The organism is Limnohabitans sp. JirII-29, assembly GCF_003063395.1.
Classification (GTDB): domain Bacteria; phylum Pseudomonadota; class Gammaproteobacteria; order Burkholderiales; family Burkholderiaceae_C; genus Limnohabitans.
This window is the reverse complement of the sequence record NZ_NESB01000007.1, coordinates 40,732-58,827: the sequence shown is the minus strand read 5'-3', so window position 1 is coordinate 58,827 and position 18,096 is coordinate 40,732. Positions and strand designations below refer to the sequence as shown.

General features: G+C 59.3%; 20 protein-coding genes and 1 tRNA gene. 4 read left to right on the top strand and 17 right to left on the bottom strand.

What is annotated here, in order from left to right; translation table 11 throughout:
• Nucleotides 1-20 precede the first annotated feature (20 nt).
• Nucleotides 21-218, top strand: coding sequence for a hypothetical protein (locus B9Z39_RS12000; RefSeq protein ID WP_108301886.1), 198 nt, complete (start codon nt 21-23; stop codon nt 216-218).
• Between the two features lie 92 nt (nt 219-310).
• On the opposite strand, the gene B9Z39_RS11995 is transcribed toward B9Z39_RS12000, so the two are convergent.
• The 3 genes from B9Z39_RS11995 to B9Z39_RS11985 form a co-directional block, all read right to left on the bottom strand.
• Entirely contained in the window at nt 311-760 is a 450-nt protein-coding gene (locus tag B9Z39_RS11995) for a hypothetical protein (protein WP_100146354.1), read from the bottom strand.
• Nucleotides 757-1,983: a voltage-gated chloride channel family protein gene (locus tag B9Z39_RS11990; RefSeq protein ID WP_108301885.1), complete on the bottom strand. Its 1,227-nt coding sequence runs from the start codon at nt 1,981-1,983 to the stop codon at nt 757-759. The genes B9Z39_RS11995 and B9Z39_RS11990 overlap by 4 nt, the downstream gene beginning before the upstream one ends.
• Nucleotides 1,984-2,089: 106 nt before the next feature.
• The gene (locus B9Z39_RS11985) at nt 2,090-2,296 is read right to left on the bottom strand and encodes a heme-binding protein (RefSeq protein WP_199221213.1); all 207 of its coding nucleotides are present in this window, start codon (nt 2,294-2,296) and stop codon (nt 2,090-2,092) included.
• Between the two features lie 191 nt (nt 2,297-2,487).
• On the opposite strand from B9Z39_RS11985, the gene B9Z39_RS11980 reads away from it, so the two are divergent.
• Nucleotides 2,488-3,465, top strand: coding sequence for a tripartite tricarboxylate transporter substrate binding protein (locus tag B9Z39_RS11980; protein WP_100146351.1), 978 nt, complete (start codon nt 2,488-2,490; stop codon nt 3,463-3,465).
• 149 nt (nt 3,466-3,614) lie between these two features.
• Here the strand turns inward: B9Z39_RS11980 and B9Z39_RS11975 are convergent.
• The 5 genes from B9Z39_RS11975 to B9Z39_RS11955 form a co-directional block, all read right to left on the bottom strand.
• Nucleotides 3,615-3,705, bottom strand: a tRNA-Ser gene (locus tag B9Z39_RS11975).
• Nucleotides 3,706-3,729: 24 nt separating this feature from the next.
• Nucleotides 3,730-4,215: a hypothetical protein gene (locus B9Z39_RS11970; protein WP_108301883.1), complete on the bottom strand. Its 486-nt coding sequence runs from the start codon at nt 4,213-4,215 to the stop codon at nt 3,730-3,732.
• On the bottom strand, nt 4,212-5,534 hold the full coding sequence (gene serS / locus B9Z39_RS11965) for a serine--tRNA ligase (protein ID WP_108301882.1): 1,323 nt from the start codon (nt 5,532-5,534) through the stop codon (nt 4,212-4,214). Before serS ends, B9Z39_RS11970 begins: the two co-directional genes overlap by 4 nt.
• Before the next feature lie 19 nt (nt 5,535-5,553).
• Nucleotides 5,554-6,486, bottom strand: coding sequence for a 4-hydroxy-3-methylbut-2-enyl diphosphate reductase (gene ispH / locus B9Z39_RS11960; protein ID WP_108301881.1), 933 nt, complete (start codon nt 6,484-6,486; stop codon nt 5,554-5,556).
• Nucleotides 6,483-6,947, bottom strand: a complete 465-nt coding sequence (locus B9Z39_RS11955) for a peptidylprolyl isomerase (RefSeq protein ID WP_233248994.1) — start codon at nt 6,945-6,947, stop codon at nt 6,483-6,485. Before B9Z39_RS11955 ends, ispH begins: the two co-directional genes overlap by 4 nt.
• A gap of 59 nt (nt 6,948-7,006) precedes the next feature.
• Here B9Z39_RS11955 and radC point away from each other — a divergent pair, with 59 nt between their 5' ends.
• Both radC and B9Z39_RS11945 read left to right on the top strand, forming a co-directional pair.
• On the top strand, nt 7,007-7,684 hold the full coding sequence (gene radC, locus B9Z39_RS11950) for a DNA repair protein RadC (protein WP_108301879.1): 678 nt from the start codon (nt 7,007-7,009) through the stop codon (nt 7,682-7,684).
• Nucleotides 7,681-8,322: a Smr/MutS family protein gene (locus B9Z39_RS11945; RefSeq protein ID WP_100146346.1), complete on the top strand. Its 642-nt coding sequence runs from the start codon at nt 7,681-7,683 to the stop codon at nt 8,320-8,322. The genes radC and B9Z39_RS11945 overlap by 4 nt, the downstream gene beginning before the upstream one ends.
• A 64-nt stretch (nt 8,323-8,386) precedes the next feature.
• Here the strand turns inward: B9Z39_RS11945 and B9Z39_RS11940 are convergent, their stop codons facing one another.
• The 9 genes from B9Z39_RS11940 to B9Z39_RS11900 form a co-directional block, all read right to left on the bottom strand.
• Nucleotides 8,387-8,800, bottom strand: coding sequence for a group II truncated hemoglobin (locus tag B9Z39_RS11940; protein WP_108301878.1), 414 nt, complete (start codon nt 8,798-8,800; stop codon nt 8,387-8,389).
• 20 nt (nt 8,801-8,820) lie between these two features.
• Nucleotides 8,821-11,445: an ABC transporter permease gene (locus B9Z39_RS11935; protein WP_233248993.1), complete on the bottom strand. Its 2,625-nt coding sequence runs from the start codon at nt 11,443-11,445 to the stop codon at nt 8,821-8,823.
• A complete protein-coding gene (locus tag B9Z39_RS11930; protein ID WP_108301876.1) occupies nt 11,442-12,305 on the bottom strand; it encodes a formate dehydrogenase accessory sulfurtransferase FdhD in 864 nt (287 codons plus the stop codon). The genes B9Z39_RS11935 and B9Z39_RS11930 overlap by 4 nt, the downstream gene beginning before the upstream one ends.
• A gap of 71 nt (nt 12,306-12,376) precedes the next feature.
• Complete coding sequence (locus tag B9Z39_RS11925) at nt 12,377-12,712, bottom strand: hypothetical protein (protein ID WP_108301875.1); 336 nt, start codon at nt 12,710-12,712, stop codon at nt 12,377-12,379.
• 16 nt (nt 12,713-12,728) lie between these two features.
• On the bottom strand, nt 12,729-13,880 hold the full coding sequence (locus B9Z39_RS11920) for a formate dehydrogenase subunit gamma (RefSeq protein WP_108301965.1): 1,152 nt from the start codon (nt 13,878-13,880) through the stop codon (nt 12,729-12,731).
• 14 nt (nt 13,881-13,894) lie between these two features.
• Entirely contained in the window at nt 13,895-14,128 is a 234-nt protein-coding gene (locus B9Z39_RS11915; RefSeq protein ID WP_369823299.1) for a hypothetical protein, read from the bottom strand.
• The gene (gene fdh3B / locus B9Z39_RS11910) at nt 14,125-14,751 is read right to left on the bottom strand and encodes a formate dehydrogenase FDH3 subunit beta (protein ID WP_100146341.1); all 627 of its coding nucleotides are present in this window, start codon (nt 14,749-14,751) and stop codon (nt 14,125-14,127) included. Before fdh3B ends, B9Z39_RS11915 begins: the two co-directional genes overlap by 4 nt.
• A gap of 13 nt (nt 14,752-14,764) precedes the next feature.
• Complete coding sequence (locus B9Z39_RS11905) at nt 14,765-17,722, bottom strand: formate dehydrogenase subunit alpha (RefSeq protein ID WP_108301874.1); 2,958 nt, start codon at nt 17,720-17,722, stop codon at nt 14,765-14,767.
• 32 nt (nt 17,723-17,754) lie between these two features.
• On the bottom strand, nt 17,755-17,958 hold the full coding sequence (locus tag B9Z39_RS11900) for a formate dehydrogenase (RefSeq protein ID WP_100146488.1): 204 nt from the start codon (nt 17,956-17,958) through the stop codon (nt 17,755-17,757).
• Nucleotides 17,959-18,096 lie beyond the last annotated feature (138 nt).

Below are 18,096 nucleotides of genomic sequence, written 5' to 3'. Positions count from 1 at the left end.
CGCTTGTCACACCCACACCCATGCTGAACTTCCTGCGCGAACGCCGAAAGAAACAAACCGTGATGGGTCACCGTCTGGAAGAGCCCCGTCTGACGTTGCAAGCCGTGTTGTGGGCGCTGGTGTACCTGGGACTGCCGTTGCTGGCGTTGGGCACCTTGATGGACCTGCTGATACAAGCCATCACAGGCCACTGCACGGGCTTTTGGTGTGGGCTGTGAGCGGGCTGGGACCCACCTGCGGGGAGTGAACGGCACGGTGTGTTGACAAGGTCGATTGAAACGAGAGGAATGATCGCACACGACGTCTGGCCTCACTGTGCAGGCACCGTACACGGCCCCTCAAACTGAAGACGTACCGTTTTGCCACGGTAGATGATGTCGTTGAAGGCGTACAGCGTCACCGTCTCGCGCTCAATCCGAATTTCTGACATCAAGCCTGTGAGCTGGTGTTTGCGCTGTGCCCCCATTTGCTTGGAGCTGGTGAGGTTTTTGCCCGCAAAGTCATCGGTGGTCAAACTGCTGGCTTGCACTTGGTAGAGCTTGGAGCCATTGACCTTGAGGAAAATGTTTTTGCCCAAGGACTGAATTTCCACCTCCACCTTTTCAGGTGGGATCTTGCGGTCGTCCAATGCAGGAATGACGCCCTCCACCTGGCAGGGCATTTTGAAGGTCTGCGCCGAAGCAGCCTGCACGCCGAGCACACACAGGCACATCACCACCAACGAACGTGGCCAAAACAAGGCGGCAAACATGGGCTTCATAAGTGCTTCTTGTGATCAATGCGCTGTGCGCGGTAAATGCCGGTATGACCTGAAAACAAATAGCTGCTGACACACGCGAGGGCGGCAAACACGCCCACCTCAGCGCCGAACAACTCCATGGCCATCAAGGTCGATGCAATCGGTGTGTTGGCAGCGCCCGCAAACACGGCCACAAAGCCCACGGCGGCCAGCAAGCCGAATGGCAACTGCAGCAAAGGTGCCAAAGCATTGCCCAAGGTGGCCCCGATGTAGAACAGGGGTGTGACCTCGCCGCCTTTGAAACCGGTACCCAGGGACACCACGGTGAACACCATCTTGCCCAACCAATCCCACGGGGCCAACGGTTGCTCAAAAGCTTGCACCATCACCGGAATACCCAGGCCGATGTAGCGCTCCAAGCCCCACAGCATCACCACCGCGGCCACGACGACGCCGCCCATGAAAGCGCGCGCAGGTGCGTAAGCCACGTGTTGTTTCATGAACGTGCCCAGTGCATGGGTGCTGTGCGCAAAAGCTTGTCCGGTGAGACCAAACACCGCACCTGCCAGCACCATCGCCAGCAAACCCCAGGCAGTCACTGCGGGCACAGAAGCCAAGGTATAGGCCGTGTGGTGCACACCCCACAGCAAGCCCACTTGGTCTGCCACCACCGCCGCCACCACGCACGGCAGCAAGGCGTCATAACGCAAACGGCCAATCGCCAGCACTTCCAAGCCAAACACGGCCCCTGCCAAAGGCGTTCCAAACACCGAGGCAAAACCGGCACTGATGCCGGCCATCAAAATCAAACGGCGGTCTTGGTGCTTGAGCTTGAAGAGATGGGTCAACTGGTCAGCCAATGCGCCGCCCATTTGCACCGCCGTGCCTTCGCGGCCCACTGACGCGCCAAACAAATGCGAGATCACCGTGCCTCCCAGCACCAGAGGTGCCATGCGCAAGGGAATGATTTTTTGCGGGTCGTGGATTTCGTCCATCAACAGGTTGTTGCCCGCATCAACCGACTGGCCCCAAACCAGGTACAGCCAGCCCACCGCAAAACCAGCCACCGGCAAAGCCCAGATGAGCCCAGGGTGCGTGTCGCGGGTGGTGGTGGCCCAGTCCAGTGCCCACAAGAAGAAAGCAGAAGCGCTGCCTGCCAAAACAGCCACGAGGGTTGACAGCAACAGCCACTTGAGCAGTAGTGGCCACATCAGCCACCATTCGGGACGCTTGAAGTCAGCCATCCATCGGCCCCAAGCCACAGACCTCGAAGACATCACGATGTGCAGGGCGTCTGTTGGGAGTGAAGTCCATATGGCGGTGGATTCTAGCGATCACTCACTGAGCGACTCAGAGACCCGCGGCATTCCAGTCAGGTGCTGGCTCGCCAGGTTCGGGCGTCAAACCTGCCGCTTTGATGGCTTCAATCGCGCAGAACTCGTCTTTCTCAGACGCATCGCCGCTGATACCCACCGCACCAATGGCAATGTGCTCGCTGTTCAACAACAACACACCGCCCGGCGTAGGAATAAACCGGCCGTCTGAGGCTGCTGCCAAGGCACTCTGAAAATTCGGTCGTGTCGCCGGACAGTTCGCAGCGTCTCCGATCAATTAAAAAGTTGTCTATACATCATCGGATTGCATCAGAATGTAGGCACATTCGAGGCAGATGGCTGTCTGACCGCCAACAAATAGCGCTCGGTCTCAACGGAGATGAGTTTGCTGCAACTCTTGAAAGAATTTTTACCATGATCGACCGTCGTACCTATCTCTGCACAGCGGCCGCGTTAGTCGCCTTGCTTTCAGTGACTCCCCTGTTTGCGCAAAGCAAATACCCGGCTCAACCAATAAAAGTCATCGTCGCATTGCCAGCGGGCGGTGGGGTCGACATGTTGGCGCGCACATTGGGTCAAAAGTTATCTGCCAATTTAGGGCAGCCGGTGATAGTGGACAACAAGGCCGGGGGATCTGGCCAAATTGGTATGTCTCAGGTGGCCAAGGCGCCTGCGGATGGCTACACAATCACCATCTCGCCACTTTCCTTTTTGGCGACCAATAAAAGCATCTTTAAATCACTGTCGTACGATCCAGAGACTGACTTTGCACCAATCACACGTTTGGTCACTCAGCCCATGGTCTTAGTGGTTAAGGACAAACAAAAATACCCCAACGCAGGTGCATTCGTAGCCGCCGCGAAAGCCAACCCAGGCAAGCTGACCTATGCCAGCTCCGGAGATGGCAGCCCGCAGCATTTGGTCGGGCTTTTGTTCGAATCTAAGACCCGTACCAATTTGCTACATGTGCCGTACAAGGGCGGTGCTTTAGCGATCAATGATTTATTGGCTGGCACAGTCGATAGCGTGTTTGCGGTGATGACCGAAGCCATGCCGCACATCAAGGCTGGCACCTTGCATCCGCTTGGTGTGATGGGTCAAAACCGCTCACAGCTGTTTCCGCAAGTTCCGACTATGCAAGAACAAGGTCTGGCTAACCTGAGCGTGGAGTTATGGATCGCCATGCTGGCACCCGCCAATACACCTGCACCCATCATCAATCAGCTCAATCGCGCAGTAAGGGATGCATTTGATCCGGAAATGAAAGCCAAATTGGCAGAAACCGCGATGGATGTGGCGACAACCAGTCCGGAGGAATTGCGCCAGATGATTTCCCGCGAAATCAAGTTGCACAGTGAATTGCTCAAAGGGGCAGGTTGGGTGCCTCAATGATCGAGCCTGACCCTATGGGCCTAAAGATGCTCTGCGAAACCCCGGTCAGCGCGAGCTCGCGGTTGTACAGCCGCCCCAAGTGCAAGCAATAAGTGGATGGATTAGACGGTAGAAACAAAAAAGCGCCCGGAAGGCGCTTTTTTGTTTACTGGCGGAGCAAGAGGGATTCGAACCCTCGATACGGCATAACCGTATACCGGATTTCGAGTCCGGCGCATTCGACCACTCTGCCATCGCTCCTGTGTTCGAAGCCGCTATTCTATCTCAGGGGCGGCGCGCGCCTGTGCTGCCCAAGGGTTGCGCCACTGCTGCGGGCAGGGATGCCGCAGGACTTCCCGTTGGGCTGACGGTGATGTGAGCCACCACATTGCTCAACAAGCCCCCTTCATCCAGCTCTATCGTGGCCGAGCGGTCACCACGCGTGAACACCAACAGGTTTTTCTTGCCACGCACAGCAGCCACCAAGGTCCAGCCCTGGCGTGGGAACTGGTCGGCAAAGAAGTTGTAACTGGCTGACGCATCGGTGGGCAGCTCCACCACGGCACGCCCCATCCAGTTGTCGCCCACACCAAAAATCAAAGACTCAGGGCCGCGCATTTTGGCGCCCACCGGCAAAGGTGTGCGACCGAGTTGGTCCACACCCAATCGCGCGGTGGTGCTGTCAGGGCCATTCTCAAGGCTCACCGAGGGCGCGGTTGAGCTGCACGCCACCAAACCGACCGCCAAGCAAACCATGAGGATGTGTTTCATGCGCGCAACTCCGTGATGCCACCCATGTAAGGGCGCAGCGCCTCTGGCACGCGAATGCTGCCATCGGCTTGTTGGTGATTTTCAAGCACCGCCACCAAAGTGCGGCCCACGGCCAAGCCAGAACCATTCAAGGTGTGAACCAATTCGTTTTTGCCTTGTGCATTTTTAAAACGCGCTTGCAAGCGGCGTGACTGGAAGGTTTCGCAGTTGGACACCGAGCTGATTTCGCGGTAGGTGTTTTGCGCGGGCAACCACACCTCCAAGTCGTGAGTTTTGCTGGCACCAAAGCCCATGTCGCCCGTGCACAGTGCCATCACGCGGTAGGGCAAACCGAGCTTTTGCAAAATGGCTTCGGCATGGCGCGTCATGTCTTCCAAAGCCGCGTAGCTTTGGTCCGGATGAACAATTTGCACCATCTCCACTTTGTCGAACTGGTGTTGGCGAATCAGGCCACGGGTGTCACGCCCTGCACTGCCCGCTTCGGAGCGAAAGCACGGGGTGTGTGCCGTCAACTTGATGGGTAACTCGCTCTCGGCCACGATGACGTCGCGCACAAAGTTGGTCAAGGGCACTTCGCTGGTCGGAATCAAATACAGCGCGGTGTTTTCGCCACTGGCTTCGCCATCTTGACCGCCTTTTTTGGCGGCAAACAAATCTTCTTCAAACTTGGGCAACTGACCCGTGCCTTTGAGGCTTTCGGCGTTGACGATGTAAGGCGTGTAGCACTCGGTATACCCATGCTCCTGGGTTTGCACGTCCAACATGAACTGCGCCAAAGCGCGATGCAAACGGGCAATCGGGCCCTTCATCACGGTGAAGCGCGAGCCTGAGAGCTTGACGCCCATTTCAAAATCCAGACCCAGTGGCTCGCCCAAATCCACATGGTCTTTGGGCGCAAAGCCCAAGGGCGTGGGTTGGGTGCCTGTGGGGCTCCAGCGGCGCAGCTCCACATTGGCGTGTTCATCGCTGCCCACGGGCACGCTGTCGTGCGGCAGATTGGGTACCGCCAACAGCAGGTTTTGCAGTTCGGCTTGCAGCGCATCCAGGCGCACGGCCGAGCTGTCGAGTTCGGCTTTGAGGTCAGCGACTTGCGCCATCACCGCATCGGCGTTTTCGCCTTTGGCTTTGAGCTGCCCAATTTGTTTGGACAAGCTGTTGCGGCTGGACTGCAATTCCTCGGTGCGGGTTTGCAGCGTCTTGCGCTCGTTTTCAAGCGCCTGGTAAGCCGCCACATTCAGAAAAGCTTGTGGGTTTTTACGGGTTTCGAGGCGGGCGATGACGTGGGGTAAATCGCGGCGAAGCAGGGTGATGTCTAGCATGCCACCATTGTAATGAGGCCTACTTCAAGCCCTTGGGCAATGGGAACTTGATGGTTTCTTGCACGCCATCCAAGGTGCGCACCGAGAGTGCGCCCAAGGCGCGTATGCGGGCAATGACTTGTTGCACCAAGATGTCGGGGGCTGACGCACCGGCAGTCAAACCAATGTGGGTCTTGCCGACAAACCACGCCTCTTGCAGCTCGTCGGCGCTGTCGACCATGTAACTCTCGGCACCGTAGCGTTGTGCCACATCGCGCAGGCGGTTGCTGTTGGAGCTGGTGGGGCTGCCCACCACGATGACCAAGTTGACCTGCGCGCTCAAGAGCTTGACCGCGTCTTGGCGGTTTTGCGTGGCGTAGCAAATGTCTTGCTGCTTGGGTGGGCGCACATTGGGGAAGCGCGCGGTCACCGCACGGCTGATCTCTGCCGCATCGTCGACGCTCAAGGTGGTTTGGGTCACCACGGCCAAGCGCTCGGTCTGGCTGGGTTGAACACGGGCCACATCGGCCACATCTTCCACCAAATAAATGCCACTGCTCAACTGGCCCATGGTGCCTTCGACCTCGGGGTGGCCTTTGTGACCAATCATGATGAATTCGTAGCCCTCTTTGTGCAGCTTGGCCACTTCCACATGGACCTTGGTCACCAACGGACAGGTGGCATCAAAGACCCGAAAACCCCGTCGCTCGGCCTCTTGCTCAACCGACTTGGGCACGCCGTGGGCGCTGAACACCAGGGTGGCACCAGCGGGCACGTCGTTCAAGTCTTCGATGAAGATGGCACCACGCTGCTTGAGGTCTTCCACCACAAAGGTGTTGTGCACGATCTCATGACGCACATAAACGGGAGTGCCAAATTTTTGCAAGGCACGATCAACGATTTCGATGGCGCGGTCCACCCCTGCACAAAAGCCACGCGGCTCGGCCAGCACGATGTCTTGCAGGGTGTTCATAAGATGCCAATGACCTGCACTTCAAATGTCACGGGCTGGCCTGCCAAGGGGTGGTTGAAGTCAAACAGCACCGCGTCATCGCCGACCTGCTGCACAGCGCCTGCAAACGAACCCTGTCCATTGGGCGCTGGGAACTGCACCACATCGCCCACAGCGTATTGCTCGTGCGGATCGCCCAATTCTTTGAGCAGGCTCTTGCCCACCCATTGCTGCATGTCGGGGTTGCGTTCGCCAAACGCCTCGCCAGCGGCGAGTTCAAACGTGGCACGCACGCCCTCGGCCAAACCCATCAGGCGAAGCTCCACCGCAGGCGACAACTCGCCGGAGCCCAGCGACAAGGTGGCTGGTTTTTCGGCGAAGGTGTTGATGATGTCGCCTTGCGGTCCCGAAAGCCGGTAGTGCAAGGTTAAAAACGAGCCGGGGCCGATGGTAGGGTGGTCGGTGGAGTGAGGTGCAGACATGGCCTCCATTGTAGAAACCTCCAATCCCACACCAGGAGATATGTTTCATGACCGACTCGATGCACATGCGTGACCTGCCCGCAGAGATGCGCCCCCGCGAGAAACTGCTCACACACGGCGCCGCATCGCTGACCGACACCGAATTGTTGGCGCTGCTGCTGCGCACGGGCATTCCCGGTAAAAGCGTGTTTGTGTTGTCGCAAGAGTTGTTGGCACGCTTCAATGGGTTTGCGGGTTTGATCCATGCCAGCGCTGCCGAGCTAAAAACCTTCAAAGGCATGGGGGGAACGGCCAAACGGGCACAGTTGGTGGCGGTGCTCGAAATTGCCCGACGCGCCTTGACGCAAGAATTACGCGAAACCACGGTCATGAATTCGCCCAAGGCAGTGAAACAATACCTGCAACTTGAATTGGCCCAACTCAAACACGAGGTGTTCGCTGTGTTGTTTTTAGATGCGCACAACCGCTTGTTGTCTTACCAGCCCATGTTCCGGGGCTCGCTCTCACAAACCACGGTGTACCCACGTGAGGTGGCCAAAACCGCCTTGGCGCTGGGTGCCGATGGTGTGGTGCTGGCACACAACCATCCCGGTGGCACGGTCAAGCCCTCGCAAGCCGACTTGCAGCTCACGCGCACCCTGCGCGAAGCGCTGGCTTTGGTGGACGTGGCGGTGCGCGACCACATCATCGTGGCGCAGGGGCAATACCTCTCCATGGCAGAAGAAGGCTTGTTGTGAAATCCAAATCCTTGCAAGACCTGGGGGCCATTCGACAAAAAATCAACGATGTGGCACAAGCCGCCGCTTTGGCTGAACTGGCGCGCCGCGAAGCAGAACGCCGGGCCGAGGCCGAGCGCCACCTGTTTGCCCGCGCCGTGGGTGCCGTGCAACCCCTGCCCGTGAAAGAGCGGGTACATATTCCGCCATACCGCCCCACGCCGCGTCCGCTGCAACAAGACCTGGACGATCAAGCGGCCTTGGTGGAGAGCATGAGTGACGAGTTTGACGTGAGCACGCTGCTCGACGTGGACGACCAGTTGAGCTTCAGACGCCCGGGCATTGGCACCGACGTCACGCGCAAACTGCGCAAGGGCGAATGGAGCATCCAAGGTCAGCTTGACCTGCACGGCCTGCGCAGCGACGAGGCGCGCACGGCGCTGGGTCAGTTCATTCGCGACGCCAAGCGCATGGGCTGGCGCTGTGTGCGGGTGGTACACGGCAAGGGCCTGGGATCGCCCGGCAAAGAGCCAGTGCTCAAGTCCAAGGTGCAGCGGTGGTTGGTGCAAAAAAACGAGGTGCTGGCCTTTGTACAGGCCAAGCCTTCAGACGGCGGTGCCGGGGCCTTGGTGGTGTTGCTCGCTCCAGGCAACGCATGAGAGCACAGCGGTCACGCTGGGATGGCCATGGGCCATGGGCCATTGGCCTCAGGCCAGCCGTGCATCACACGCCTTGGTTGCGCATCCAGTCGGCGGTTTGAAAGAAACTGTTTTTCAAGCGCTCGCGCAAGTCAGCGGGCACATCGGTTTCTCCCATGGCTTGGTCCATGCACGCCAGCCACTGGTCGCGCTCTTGGATGCCGATGGTGAACGGCATGTGGCGCATGCGCAGGCGCGGGTGGCCAAACTGCTCGGTGTAGTGCTGCGGCCCGCCCAGCCAGCCGCACAAAAACCAAAACAGGCGCTGGCGGGCGTTGTCCAAATTGGGGCCATGCGCCGCACGCAAAGCGGTGTAGCCGGGCTCCAAATCCATCAGGTCGTAAAAGCGCTCGGTCAGCGCCTTGACGCGCGCTTCGCCACCAATCCACTCAAACGGGGTGTTGATGGGGTCTGTGGGGGTGTCGTCATCGGTGTGCATGGCGTTGATTGTCGACGCCCTCACAGCGTGGCTTGACGCAAGGTCTGCACCACCGGACGGCGCAGCACATCGCGCAAGCCCCACCAGCCTGCAGCCAGCGCCAGCAAAGCGCCTGTCGCCGCGCCAATCAAGGGCACCCAAGGGCTCGGGTTCCAATTGAATTCAAAGGTGTAACGCGCCAAACCCCAGCCCAAGGCCATGGCCACACAAGCGGCCAAGAACCCCGCCAAAGCACCTACCCCGGCCAACTCGGCACGCTGCACCCGTGCCAGCAAGTGGTTGGATGCGCCCAGCGCACGCAACACCGCGTATTCGCGGGCACGCTCTTCACGCGTGGCTGTGACGGCGGCAAACAACACCACCAGCCCTGCCGCCAGGGTGAACAAAAACAAAAACTCCACTGCTTGCACCACTTGACCCAGCACCTGTTGCACCTGGTTCAAGGTCGCCCCCATGTCCACATTGGTCACGTTGGGAAAGCGGCGCACCAGTTGGTTGTCAAAACTCGCGCTGTGGCTGCGATCAGGCAGCAGTGCAGGTGGGGGGGCACGAAATGCGGCGATGTAGGTAAGCGGCACATCGGCCATGCGGCTGACCGGGTACATGACAAAGAAGTTGGCACGCATCGAGGTCCAGTCGACCCGCCGGATGGAGGTGATGCGCGCTTCATGCAGCACCCCCGCCATGTCAAAGCGCAGCACGTCACCGAGCTTCAAGCCCAGGGTTTTGGCAATGCCTTCTTCCACGCTCATGGCGTTGGCTTCTTCGGGCACCCAGGCGCCCGCCACGATGGTGTTGTGCGCAGGCGCACGCGGGCTGTAAGACAGGTTGAACTCGCGGTCCACCAAGCGCTGCGCGCGCTCATCTTTGTAATGCTCAGGCATCACGCCTTGTTGGTTGATGGCCACCAAACGCCCACGCACCATGGGGTACCAGTCGAATTGGCTCACCCCGGCATCACGCAAGGTGTGCAAAAAATCATCGGCTTGGGTGGGCTGGATGTTGATGACGAATCGGTTCGGGGCATCGGCAGGCGTGGCATTGCGCCAACTGCTAACCAAGTCGGTGCGCAACAACACCAACAGTGCCAGCGCCAACAAGCCCACCGCCAAAGCGCTCACTTGCACCATGGCATACACAGGTCGGGCACTGATTTGCCGGGTGGCCAACATCAGCCACGGTGGGGCCGTGCCTTCGCGCACGGTGCGACGCAGCAGCCACACAGCCAGCCACGCCATGCCCGCAAACACAAGCACAGCACCCGCAAAACCACCCACCACCATCAGGCCCAATTTGACATCGCGACTCACAGCGACCAGCAACACACCAAAACCCAACAGACCCAGGGCCCAGACCGACAGCGTGGTGGCCTTGAGCTGGCCCACATCGCGACGCATCACACGCAAGGCGGGCACGCTGGCGAGTTGCAACACCGGTGGCAAGCCAAAGGCCAGCAACAGGGTCAAGCCCGTGCCCAGACCATAGACCACAGGCCACACACTGGCGCCAGGCAAGGCGGTGTCGACCAGCCCGGCCAGCAACTGCACAAACAACAGATGCACGCCATAGCCCAGCGCCAAACCCAGCAAACTCGCCACGCTGCCCACCAACACAAACTCAAGGCTGTAGGCCAGCGCAATGCGTTTTTGGCTCAGGCCCAGCACACGCAGCATGGCGCAGTCGTCCAGGTGGCGTGCGGCAAACGCACGCGCTGACAACGCCACCGCCACCGCACTGAGCAAGGCCGCCAGCAAAGCCACCAAATTCAGAAACTTGCCTGCACGGTCCAGGGTTTGGCGCATTTCAGGACGTCCTGCCTCCAGCGACTCCACGCGCACGCCACGCACCTCGGGCTTTTTGGATTCAAGCGTGGCCCAGTCGTTGAAGCGCTGCACCACCGCCGCTGGCCCGACCACCGCGTAGCGCCAGGTCACCCGACTGGCGGGCTGCACCAAGGCGGTGGCCGCCAGATCGGTGCTGTTCATCAGCACACGTGGCGCAAAGCTCATGAAGCCGGCACCACGGTCGGGTTCTTGCATCAGCACACGGCTGATGCGCAAACTGCTGTTGCCCAGCATCAGACGGTCTTGGATATTGAGCCCCAAGGCTTCCAGCACGCCCAGCTCCACCCACACCTCGCCTGGGGCGGGAATGTCAGTGGCAATGACTACATCGGCACGGGCGCCGCCCACAGCGGCCGTCGCGGTACCTTGCACCAAAGCCGCTTGGGCTTGCGCCAGGCTTGGGCTCACCTTGAGCTGACCACGCAAGGGGTAGCCCGCCTCCACCGCTTTGAGGGCCACCAAGCGGCTCTCCCCGCCCTGTGTTTGCGCAGCGCGCGCCATGGTGGGAAAGCTCAGCGTGGTGACGCCCTTCAAACCCATGGCCTGTGCATAGGTGACGATGTGCGCGGGCGTGGGCGTGTCGCTCACCACCACCGCATCACCGCCGAGCAACTGCCCGGCATCACGCTGCAAGCCTGCGTTCATGCGGTCGGCCAAGAAGCTGACCGAGCTCAAGGCGGCCACCCCCAAGGCCACGGCCACCATCAGCAGGCGCAATTCGCCCGCACGCGCATCACGCCACAAGCTGCGCCAGGCGATGGACCACCAGGCACCGCTGTGCGTCATTTGCGTTGAACTCATGCCACCTCCCTGCGCTGGGCCAAGCTGGGGTCGAGCTGCACACGCTGTGGCGCGGTGTAGACCAAGAAGTGTTTGTTGGTGGCACGGCCCAAAGTGCACAGCCCCAGGCGCTCGGCCAGGTCGTAGCCCATTTGCGTGATGCCACTGCGCGAGATGACCACGGGCACCCCCATCTGGGCCGACTTCAGCACCATCTCGCTGGTCAGGCGACCGGTGGTGTAAAAACTTGATGCAGCACCCGAGACCACGCCATGCATCCACATCCAGCCCGCAATGGTGTCGATGGCGTTGTGGCGGCCCACGTCTTCGACAAACACTTGCAAAGTTTCGCCATCGAACAAAGCACAACCATGCACCGAGCCAGCCGATTTGTAAGTGCTTTCTTGCAGGCGAATCGCGTTCAAGATGGCGTACAGACGGGCTTGGCTCAACTGCGCCTCGGGCAGCACCAGGGTGTCGATCTCGTCCATCAAGTCACCAAACACACTGCCTTGTCCGCAACCGGTGGTGACCACACGGTGCGCAGTGCGCGCCTGGATATCGGCAATGCCTGCATGCGTTTTGACAGCGGCCACGCCAGCCCCGCCCTCCCCTGCGTCCCAGTCCACCGTGATAGACGCCACCTCCTGTGGCGCCCCCACCAAACGCTGGTTGCGCAAATAGCCCAGCACCAGCAACTCGGGGTGCGCGCCCAAGGTCATGAGGGTGACGATCTCTCGCTTGTCCACATACACCGTGAGGGCGCGTTCTGCCGGAATAGACGTCAGGCTGCGTTCGCCATGTTCGTTGAGCACGCTGACCTCGCGTGTCAACGGCGTTTGGGCTTGGGTGAGATGGGGAAGGTTCAAAACAACAGACATAGGTGCAGGCTACAACAAAACGGGCCGCCACCCACAGGTGCGGCCCGATGCACAGCCAAGCTGTGATGGATTTAAGATTTTTTGGCGGGAGCAGCAGGAGCGGCGGCAGGTGCAGCGGCGGCGGCTGCAGGGGCCGCTTCAGGCGGTGTGTAGACAAACTTGCCAGGGTCCGCACAAGGCGCGGTGGCGACAGGCTTGCCGGCTTTGGACTTGTTGGTCTTTTGCACATGAGCCGCCACTTTGTCTTGCGACTTGCACAGCAAGTAGCCGTCCACCTTGCCTGCATGTGCCGTCTTGGCGGCGGCTTCGGCGGCTTTGGCCTTGGCTTCGTCGTTGGGCGCAGGTAACTTGGCCAATGCGCCAGCACTCAGGCCAGCCAGGATGAGTGCAATGAGGTTTTTGTTCATAGAAATTCTCCTGAGATCAAGCCTGTGCCGTCGAGCCAGGTGCTTCGGGGCTGCGGTGCGCAGGAATTTTGCCTGCTTGGATGTCGGCATGCCAAAGTTCGTGGTGTTCTTTGGCCCAGGTTTCATCCACATAGCCGGTCTTCATGGCTTTGTAGGCGCCTTCCATACCGATGGTGCCAATGTAGATGTGTCCCATGAACATGGCCATCATCAACACCGTGGCCACGGCGTGGACCATGTGCGCCACTTGCATGGTGCCGCGTTCGTAAATCAAGCCAGGGACGATTTTGTCAAGCACGAAACCTGACGCCACCACCACCGCACCCAAGAAGAACACGCCACCCCAGAACACCAGTTTTTCACCGGCGTTGAAGCGGTGCGAGGGCACTTCGTGACCGCTCAAAATACCGCCGCCTTTGAGCAACCAGTTCAGGTCGCCTTGGCGTGGCATGTTGTCTTTCAAGAAGGTGACGAACACCACCACCAAAGACACAGCAAACAACGGCCCCGCAAAGTTGTGGGCGTTTTTCAGCAAGTAGGTGAGCCAACCAAACAAGGTGTCACCGATGATGGGTTGCAACACAAACTTGCCAAAGGCCATGGTCAAACCAGAAATGGCCAACACCACAAACGCAATCGCGTTGGCCCAGTGCGCGGAGCGCTCGAACGGGGTGAAGCGCTCGATCTCGCGACCCGTGGGCTTGCCGTGCATGGCAATCGCGCCCTTGCGCCAAAAGAAAACGGCAATCGCACCTGCCACAATCAACAGCAACGAACCACCATAAGGAATCAGCCACTGGTTGCGCACTTGTCGCCAAGCCTCACCCGCATTGGTCACACGCGATCCGGGATATTGCACAAAGGGCTGAATCAACACACCTGCTTCAGGCGCGGTTTCTTTGGGCAAGCTGCTGTAGCCTGCAACCCCTTTGCCCACATCACGCCACATGGGCGCGTTGTTGCCTGGCTGCACTTTGCTGCGCTCAGCGTTGGTTTGGTCAGCGTAACCAGGTGCATCGCTGGCGTCGGGTTTGACGTCTTGGATGTTGACGCTCTGCACGGCAGGCGCTGTGGCAGCGACAGGTGCTGCCGCTTTGTCTTGCGCGTCGGCTGACAGTGCAAGCACCGTCAACACCGCACACAACACCGATTGAATAGAACGTGACATGGTGTGCCCCTGGTTCACGGTGCGCGTGTGTTGTCGTTCATGCCATATTGCGCGCGCGCACGCAGGTGCTGCTCCCAGCTGTTCTTGTCACCGGCTTGCCAGCCTGGTGCCACGAAGGCGTTGGTCACACCGCTGAAGGCGGTGGCGTCATTTTTGGTGCCCAGGGTTTGTGGCTTCTCACCACAAGCGCTCAAGCCCGCCACGCTGGCCACAGCCAACACGGTCAACAGCGAAGTACGCGACATCATTTTTTGACTCCTTCAGCAGCGAGTTTTTGACCTGCTTGTTTGGAACCATAAGCAGTGCCCCAGCCCCACACTTCAGCACCCTTGTTGCGTTTGACCACGCGGTTGCGGAAGATGTCGGCCACCACGTCGCCGTCACCGGCGAGCAGGGCTTTGGTCGAACACATTTCAGCGCACGCTGGCAGCTTGCCTTCGGCCAAACGGTTGCGACCATATTTTTCAAATTCGGCTTGGCTGCCGTTGGCTTCTGGACCACCCGCGCAGAAGGTGCACTTGTCCATCTTGCCGCGCACACCGAAGGTGCCCTGCGAAGGGAACTGAGGAGCACCAAAGGGACACGCGTACGAACAGTAGCCGCAGCCGATGCAGACGTCTTTGTCGTGCAACACGACGCCTTCGTCGGTTTTGTAAAAACAGTTGACGGGGCACACCGCCATGCAAGGTGCATCGGAGCAGTGCATGCAGGCCACCGAGATCGACTTTTCGCCGGGCACACCGTCGTTCAAGGTCACCACGCGGCGGCGGTTCACGCCCCAAGGTACTTCGTGTTCGTTCTTGCAAGCGGTCACGCAACCGTTGCACTCGATGCAACGCTCTGCGTCACAGATAAATTTCATGCGGGCCATGGTTGTTGCTCCTTCAAGCGCGTTCGAGGTTGCAGACCGTGGTCTTGGTCTCTTGCATCATGGTCACGCTGTCGTAACCGTAGGTGGTGGCGGTGTTGACCGCCTCGCCACGCACAATGGGCGCGGCCCCTTTGGGGTAATGCGCCAGCATGTCGGCACCTTGCCAACGACCCGAGAAGTGGAAAGGCATCCACACCGTGCCGGTATCGACACGCTCGGTCACCAAGGCCTGCACATTCAGACGTGCGCCCGTGGGGCTATGCAGCCACACACGTTCGCCGTTGCGAATGCCGCGATCCGCCGCCGTCTTGGGATGCACCTCGACATAGGCTTCCTGTTGCAACTCAGCCAGCCAGGGGTTGGAACGGGTTTCTTCGCCACCGCCCTCGTACTCGACCAAACGGCCCGAGGTGAGGATGAGCGGGAACTTCTCGTGCACCTTGTCGGCCACGTTTTTGTCTTGCACGGTTTTGTACAAGGTGGGCAGGCGCCAGAAGGCTTTCTTGTCGTCGTGCGTGGGGTACTTGGCCACCAGGTCAGGACGCGTGCCATACAAAGGCTCGCGGTGTTGCGGGATGGGGTCTGGGAAGTTCCACACCACAGCGCGGGCCTTGGCGTTGCCAAACGGGTGGCAGCCATGGTTTTGCATGAACACGCGGATCATGCCGCCTGAGTTGTCGGTCTTCCAGTTCTTGCCTTCAGCCAACGCCTTTTCGGCATCGGTGAGTTCGTCCCACCAACCCAGCTTCTTGAGCAGCACGTGATCAAGCTCGGGGTAGCCCGTGGTGATGTCAGCACCTAACGAATGAGAGCCGTCTTCAGACAATAGGTTCTTGCCTTCACGTTCCACACCAAAGTTGGCGCGGAAGTTACCGCCGCCGTCCATGACGTGCTTGGAGGTGTCGTACAGGTTGGGCGAGCCAGGGTGCTTGAGTTCAGGTGTGCCGTAGCAAGGCCAGGGCAGACCGAAGTAGTCGCCGCCGAAGTCGTAACCGGTTTCTTTGTCTTTGCCACCCTTTGACTTCAAGGTCTTGACGTCAAACAAATGCATGTTGCGCATGTGCGCCTTCAAGCGCTCTGGGCTTTGGCCGGTGTAGCCAATGGTCCAAACCGACTTGTTGATTTCACGCAAGATGTCTTCCACCATGGGCTCGTCCATGCCGTTGACTTTTTGCAGCTTGTAGTTCTTGACCAGCTCCTTGCCAAAGCCGAGTTTTTCGGCAAATTGGTACATGATCATGTGGTCTGAACGGCTCTCCCACAGGGGCTCGATCACTTTCTCACGCCATTGCAGCGAGCGGTTTGAGGCCGTGGCCGAACCACTGGTTTCAAACTGCGTGGCCGCAGGCAACAGGTACACCGCGCGGTTGGGGTTGAGGTCTTCAGCCTTGCCGGGCATGGCTGCCATGGCGGCGGTGGCGGAAGGGTAAGGATCGACCACCACCAACAAGTCGAGCTTGTCCATGGCGCGCTTCATGTCTAAGCCACGGGTCTGCGAGTTGGGTGCATGACCCCAGTAGAAAACGCCGCGCAGGTTGCTGTCTTGGTCGATGAGTTCGTTCTTCTCCAGCACACCATCGATCCAGCGCGAGACGGTGATGCCAGGCTTGCTCATCATGCCGGGGTTGGCAAAGCGGCCTTTGATCCACTCAAAGTCCACGCCCCAGGCTTTGGCAAAGTGCTTCCAGGCACCTTCGACCAAGCCGTAGTAACCGGGCAATGAGTCGGGGTTCGGGCCCACATCGGTGGCGCCTTGCACGTTGTCGTGGCCGCGGAAGATGTTGGTGCCACCGCCCGATTTGCCCACGTTGCCCAAAGCCAATTGCAAGATGCACGACGCACGCACGATGGCGTTGCCGGTGGTGTGTTGGGTCTGACCCATGCACCACACGATGGTGCCGGGACGGTGCTCGTTCAACATGGTGGCGATCTTGAGCAACTGGTCTGGCTTGACGCCGCAGACCTCTTCCACTTTGTCGGGCGACCATTTGGCCAGCACTTCTTCCTTGACCTTGTCCATGCCGAACACGCGGTCGTTGATGTATTTCTTATCTTCCCAGCCGTTCTTGAAGATGATGTGCAACAGGCCAAACAGGAACGCAATGTCCGAGCCCGAACGGATACGCACGTACTCGTCAGCCTTGGCCGCTGTGCGGGTGAAGCGTGGGTCGACCACGATCATCTTGCAACCGTTTTCTTTGGCATGCAGCATGTGCAGCATGCTCACAGGGTGAGCTTCGGCAGCGTTGGAGCCGATGTACAGAGCGACCTTGCTGTTTTGCATGTCGTTGTACGAGTTGGTCATGGCGCCATAACCCCAGGTGTTGGCCACACCGGCCACGGTGGTGGAGTGGCAAATACGGGCCTGGTGGTCACAGTTGTTGGAGCCCCAATAGCTCACAAACTTGCGCAGCAAATAGGCTTGCTCGTTGTTGTGCTTGGAAGAGCCAATCCAGTAAATCGAGTCAGGACCGCTGGCTTTGCGCAGCTCTAGCAACTTGGCGCTGATTTCGGTCAGGGCCGTGTCCCAGCTGATGCGCTCGTACTTGCCGTTGACCAGCTTCATGGGGTAGCGCAGGCGGAATTCACCATGACCGTGCTCACGCAGGGCCGCACCTTTGGCGCAATGTGCGCCCAAGTTGATGGGGGAGTCGAACACAGGTTCTTGACGTACCCACACACCGTTTTCCACCACAGCATCGACCGCACAACCCACCGAGCAGTGGGTGCACACCGTGCGTTTGACTTCAATCTTGCCCGTGCCGTTGCCTGCGGTGGCATTGGCTGCATCGGCTTTTTTCACCAAGCTGAGTTGGGTGGCGGCCAAGCCAACCCCCACACCCAGACCGGAACGGCGCAAGAAGCCACGACGATCCAAAGTAGGCAACGCTTGCGACAAACCGCGCTGTAGGCGGTCGACCAAGCCAGAACTGCCAGACTGGGCAGCGTCAGATTTACGGGTCAGCAACATAGAGGTACTCCTGCGAATTCGGTTCAGGTCACTCAGACGCGGGTGGTCTGGTAGTAGCGCTTGACGTGTTCGCTCAAGCTGTAACCACCGCCGTTTTCAGGCGCAGGCTTCAAGGCGGCCACTTCGGTGGGAAGGTTCACGCGGGGCAGTGCAGTGACCGCAGCAGCGGCAGCACCCGCCGCAGCGGCACCCATAAAAAATCCACGGCGCGACGCCTGGGTTTGTTCTTTTTTCATGTCGATCTCCTCGTCTGGTCGTGGATATGCACGACATTGCATACTGTAATGGTTCTAGAACCAAAGTTGGTAAGTAATAACGTCATGCCCCATCCCGTTGATGGGGTATCGGCTGAACGCGAAATTATTTCTAAGCCT

Coding starts and splice junctions, on each gene's coding strand:
- B9Z39_RS12000 (WP_108301886.1), top strand. CDS start 21: ATGCTGAACTTCCTGCGCGAACGCCGAAAGAAACAAACCGTGATGGGT.
- B9Z39_RS11995 (WP_100146354.1), bottom strand. CDS start 760: ATGAAGCCCATGTTTGCCGCCTTGTTTTGGCCACGTTCGTTGGTGGTG.
- B9Z39_RS11990 (WP_108301885.1), bottom strand. CDS start 1,983: ATGGCTGACTTCAAGCGTCCCGAATGGTGGCTGATGTGGCCACTACTG.
- B9Z39_RS11980 (WP_100146351.1), top strand. CDS start 2,488: ATGATCGACCGTCGTACCTATCTCTGCACAGCGGCCGCGTTAGTCGCC.
- B9Z39_RS11970 (WP_108301883.1), bottom strand. CDS start 4,215: ATGAAACACATCCTCATGGTTTGCTTGGCGGTCGGTTTGGTGGCGTGC.
- serS (WP_108301882.1), bottom strand. CDS start 5,534: ATGCTAGACATCACCCTGCTTCGCCGCGATTTACCCCACGTCATCGCC.
- ispH (WP_108301881.1), bottom strand. CDS start 6,486: ATGAACACCCTGCAAGACATCGTGCTGGCCGAGCCGCGTGGCTTTTGT.
- B9Z39_RS11955 (WP_233248994.1), bottom strand. CDS start 6,947: ATGTCTGCACCTCACTCCACCGACCACCCTACCATCGGCCCCGGCTCG.
- radC (WP_108301879.1), top strand. CDS start 7,007: ATGCACATGCGTGACCTGCCCGCAGAGATGCGCCCCCGCGAGAAACTG.
- B9Z39_RS11940 (WP_108301878.1), bottom strand. CDS start 8,800: ATGCACACCGATGACGACACCCCCACAGACCCCATCAACACCCCGTTT.
- B9Z39_RS11935 (WP_233248993.1), bottom strand. CDS start 11,445: ATGAGTTCAACGCAAATGACGCACAGCGGTGCCTGGTGGTCCATCGCC.
- B9Z39_RS11930 (WP_108301876.1), bottom strand. CDS start 12,305: ATGTCTGTTGTTTTGAACCTTCCCCATCTCACCCAAGCCCAAACGCCG.
- B9Z39_RS11925 (WP_108301875.1), bottom strand. CDS start 12,712: ATGAACAAAAACCTCATTGCACTCATCCTGGCTGGCCTGAGTGCTGGC.
- B9Z39_RS11920 (WP_108301965.1), bottom strand. CDS start 13,880: ATGTCACGTTCTATTCAATCGGTGTTGTGTGCGGTGTTGACGGTGCTT.
- B9Z39_RS11915 (WP_369823299.1), bottom strand. CDS start 14,128: ATGATGTCGCGTACTTCGCTGTTGACCGTGTTGGCTGTGGCCAGCGTG.
- fdh3B (WP_100146341.1), bottom strand. CDS start 14,751: ATGGCCCGCATGAAATTTATCTGTGACGCAGAGCGTTGCATCGAGTGC.
- B9Z39_RS11905 (WP_108301874.1), bottom strand. CDS start 17,722: ATGTTGCTGACCCGTAAATCTGACGCTGCCCAGTCTGGCAGTTCTGGC.
- B9Z39_RS11900 (WP_100146488.1), bottom strand. CDS start 17,958: ATGAAAAAAGAACAAACCCAGGCGTCGCGCCGTGGATTTTTTATGGGT.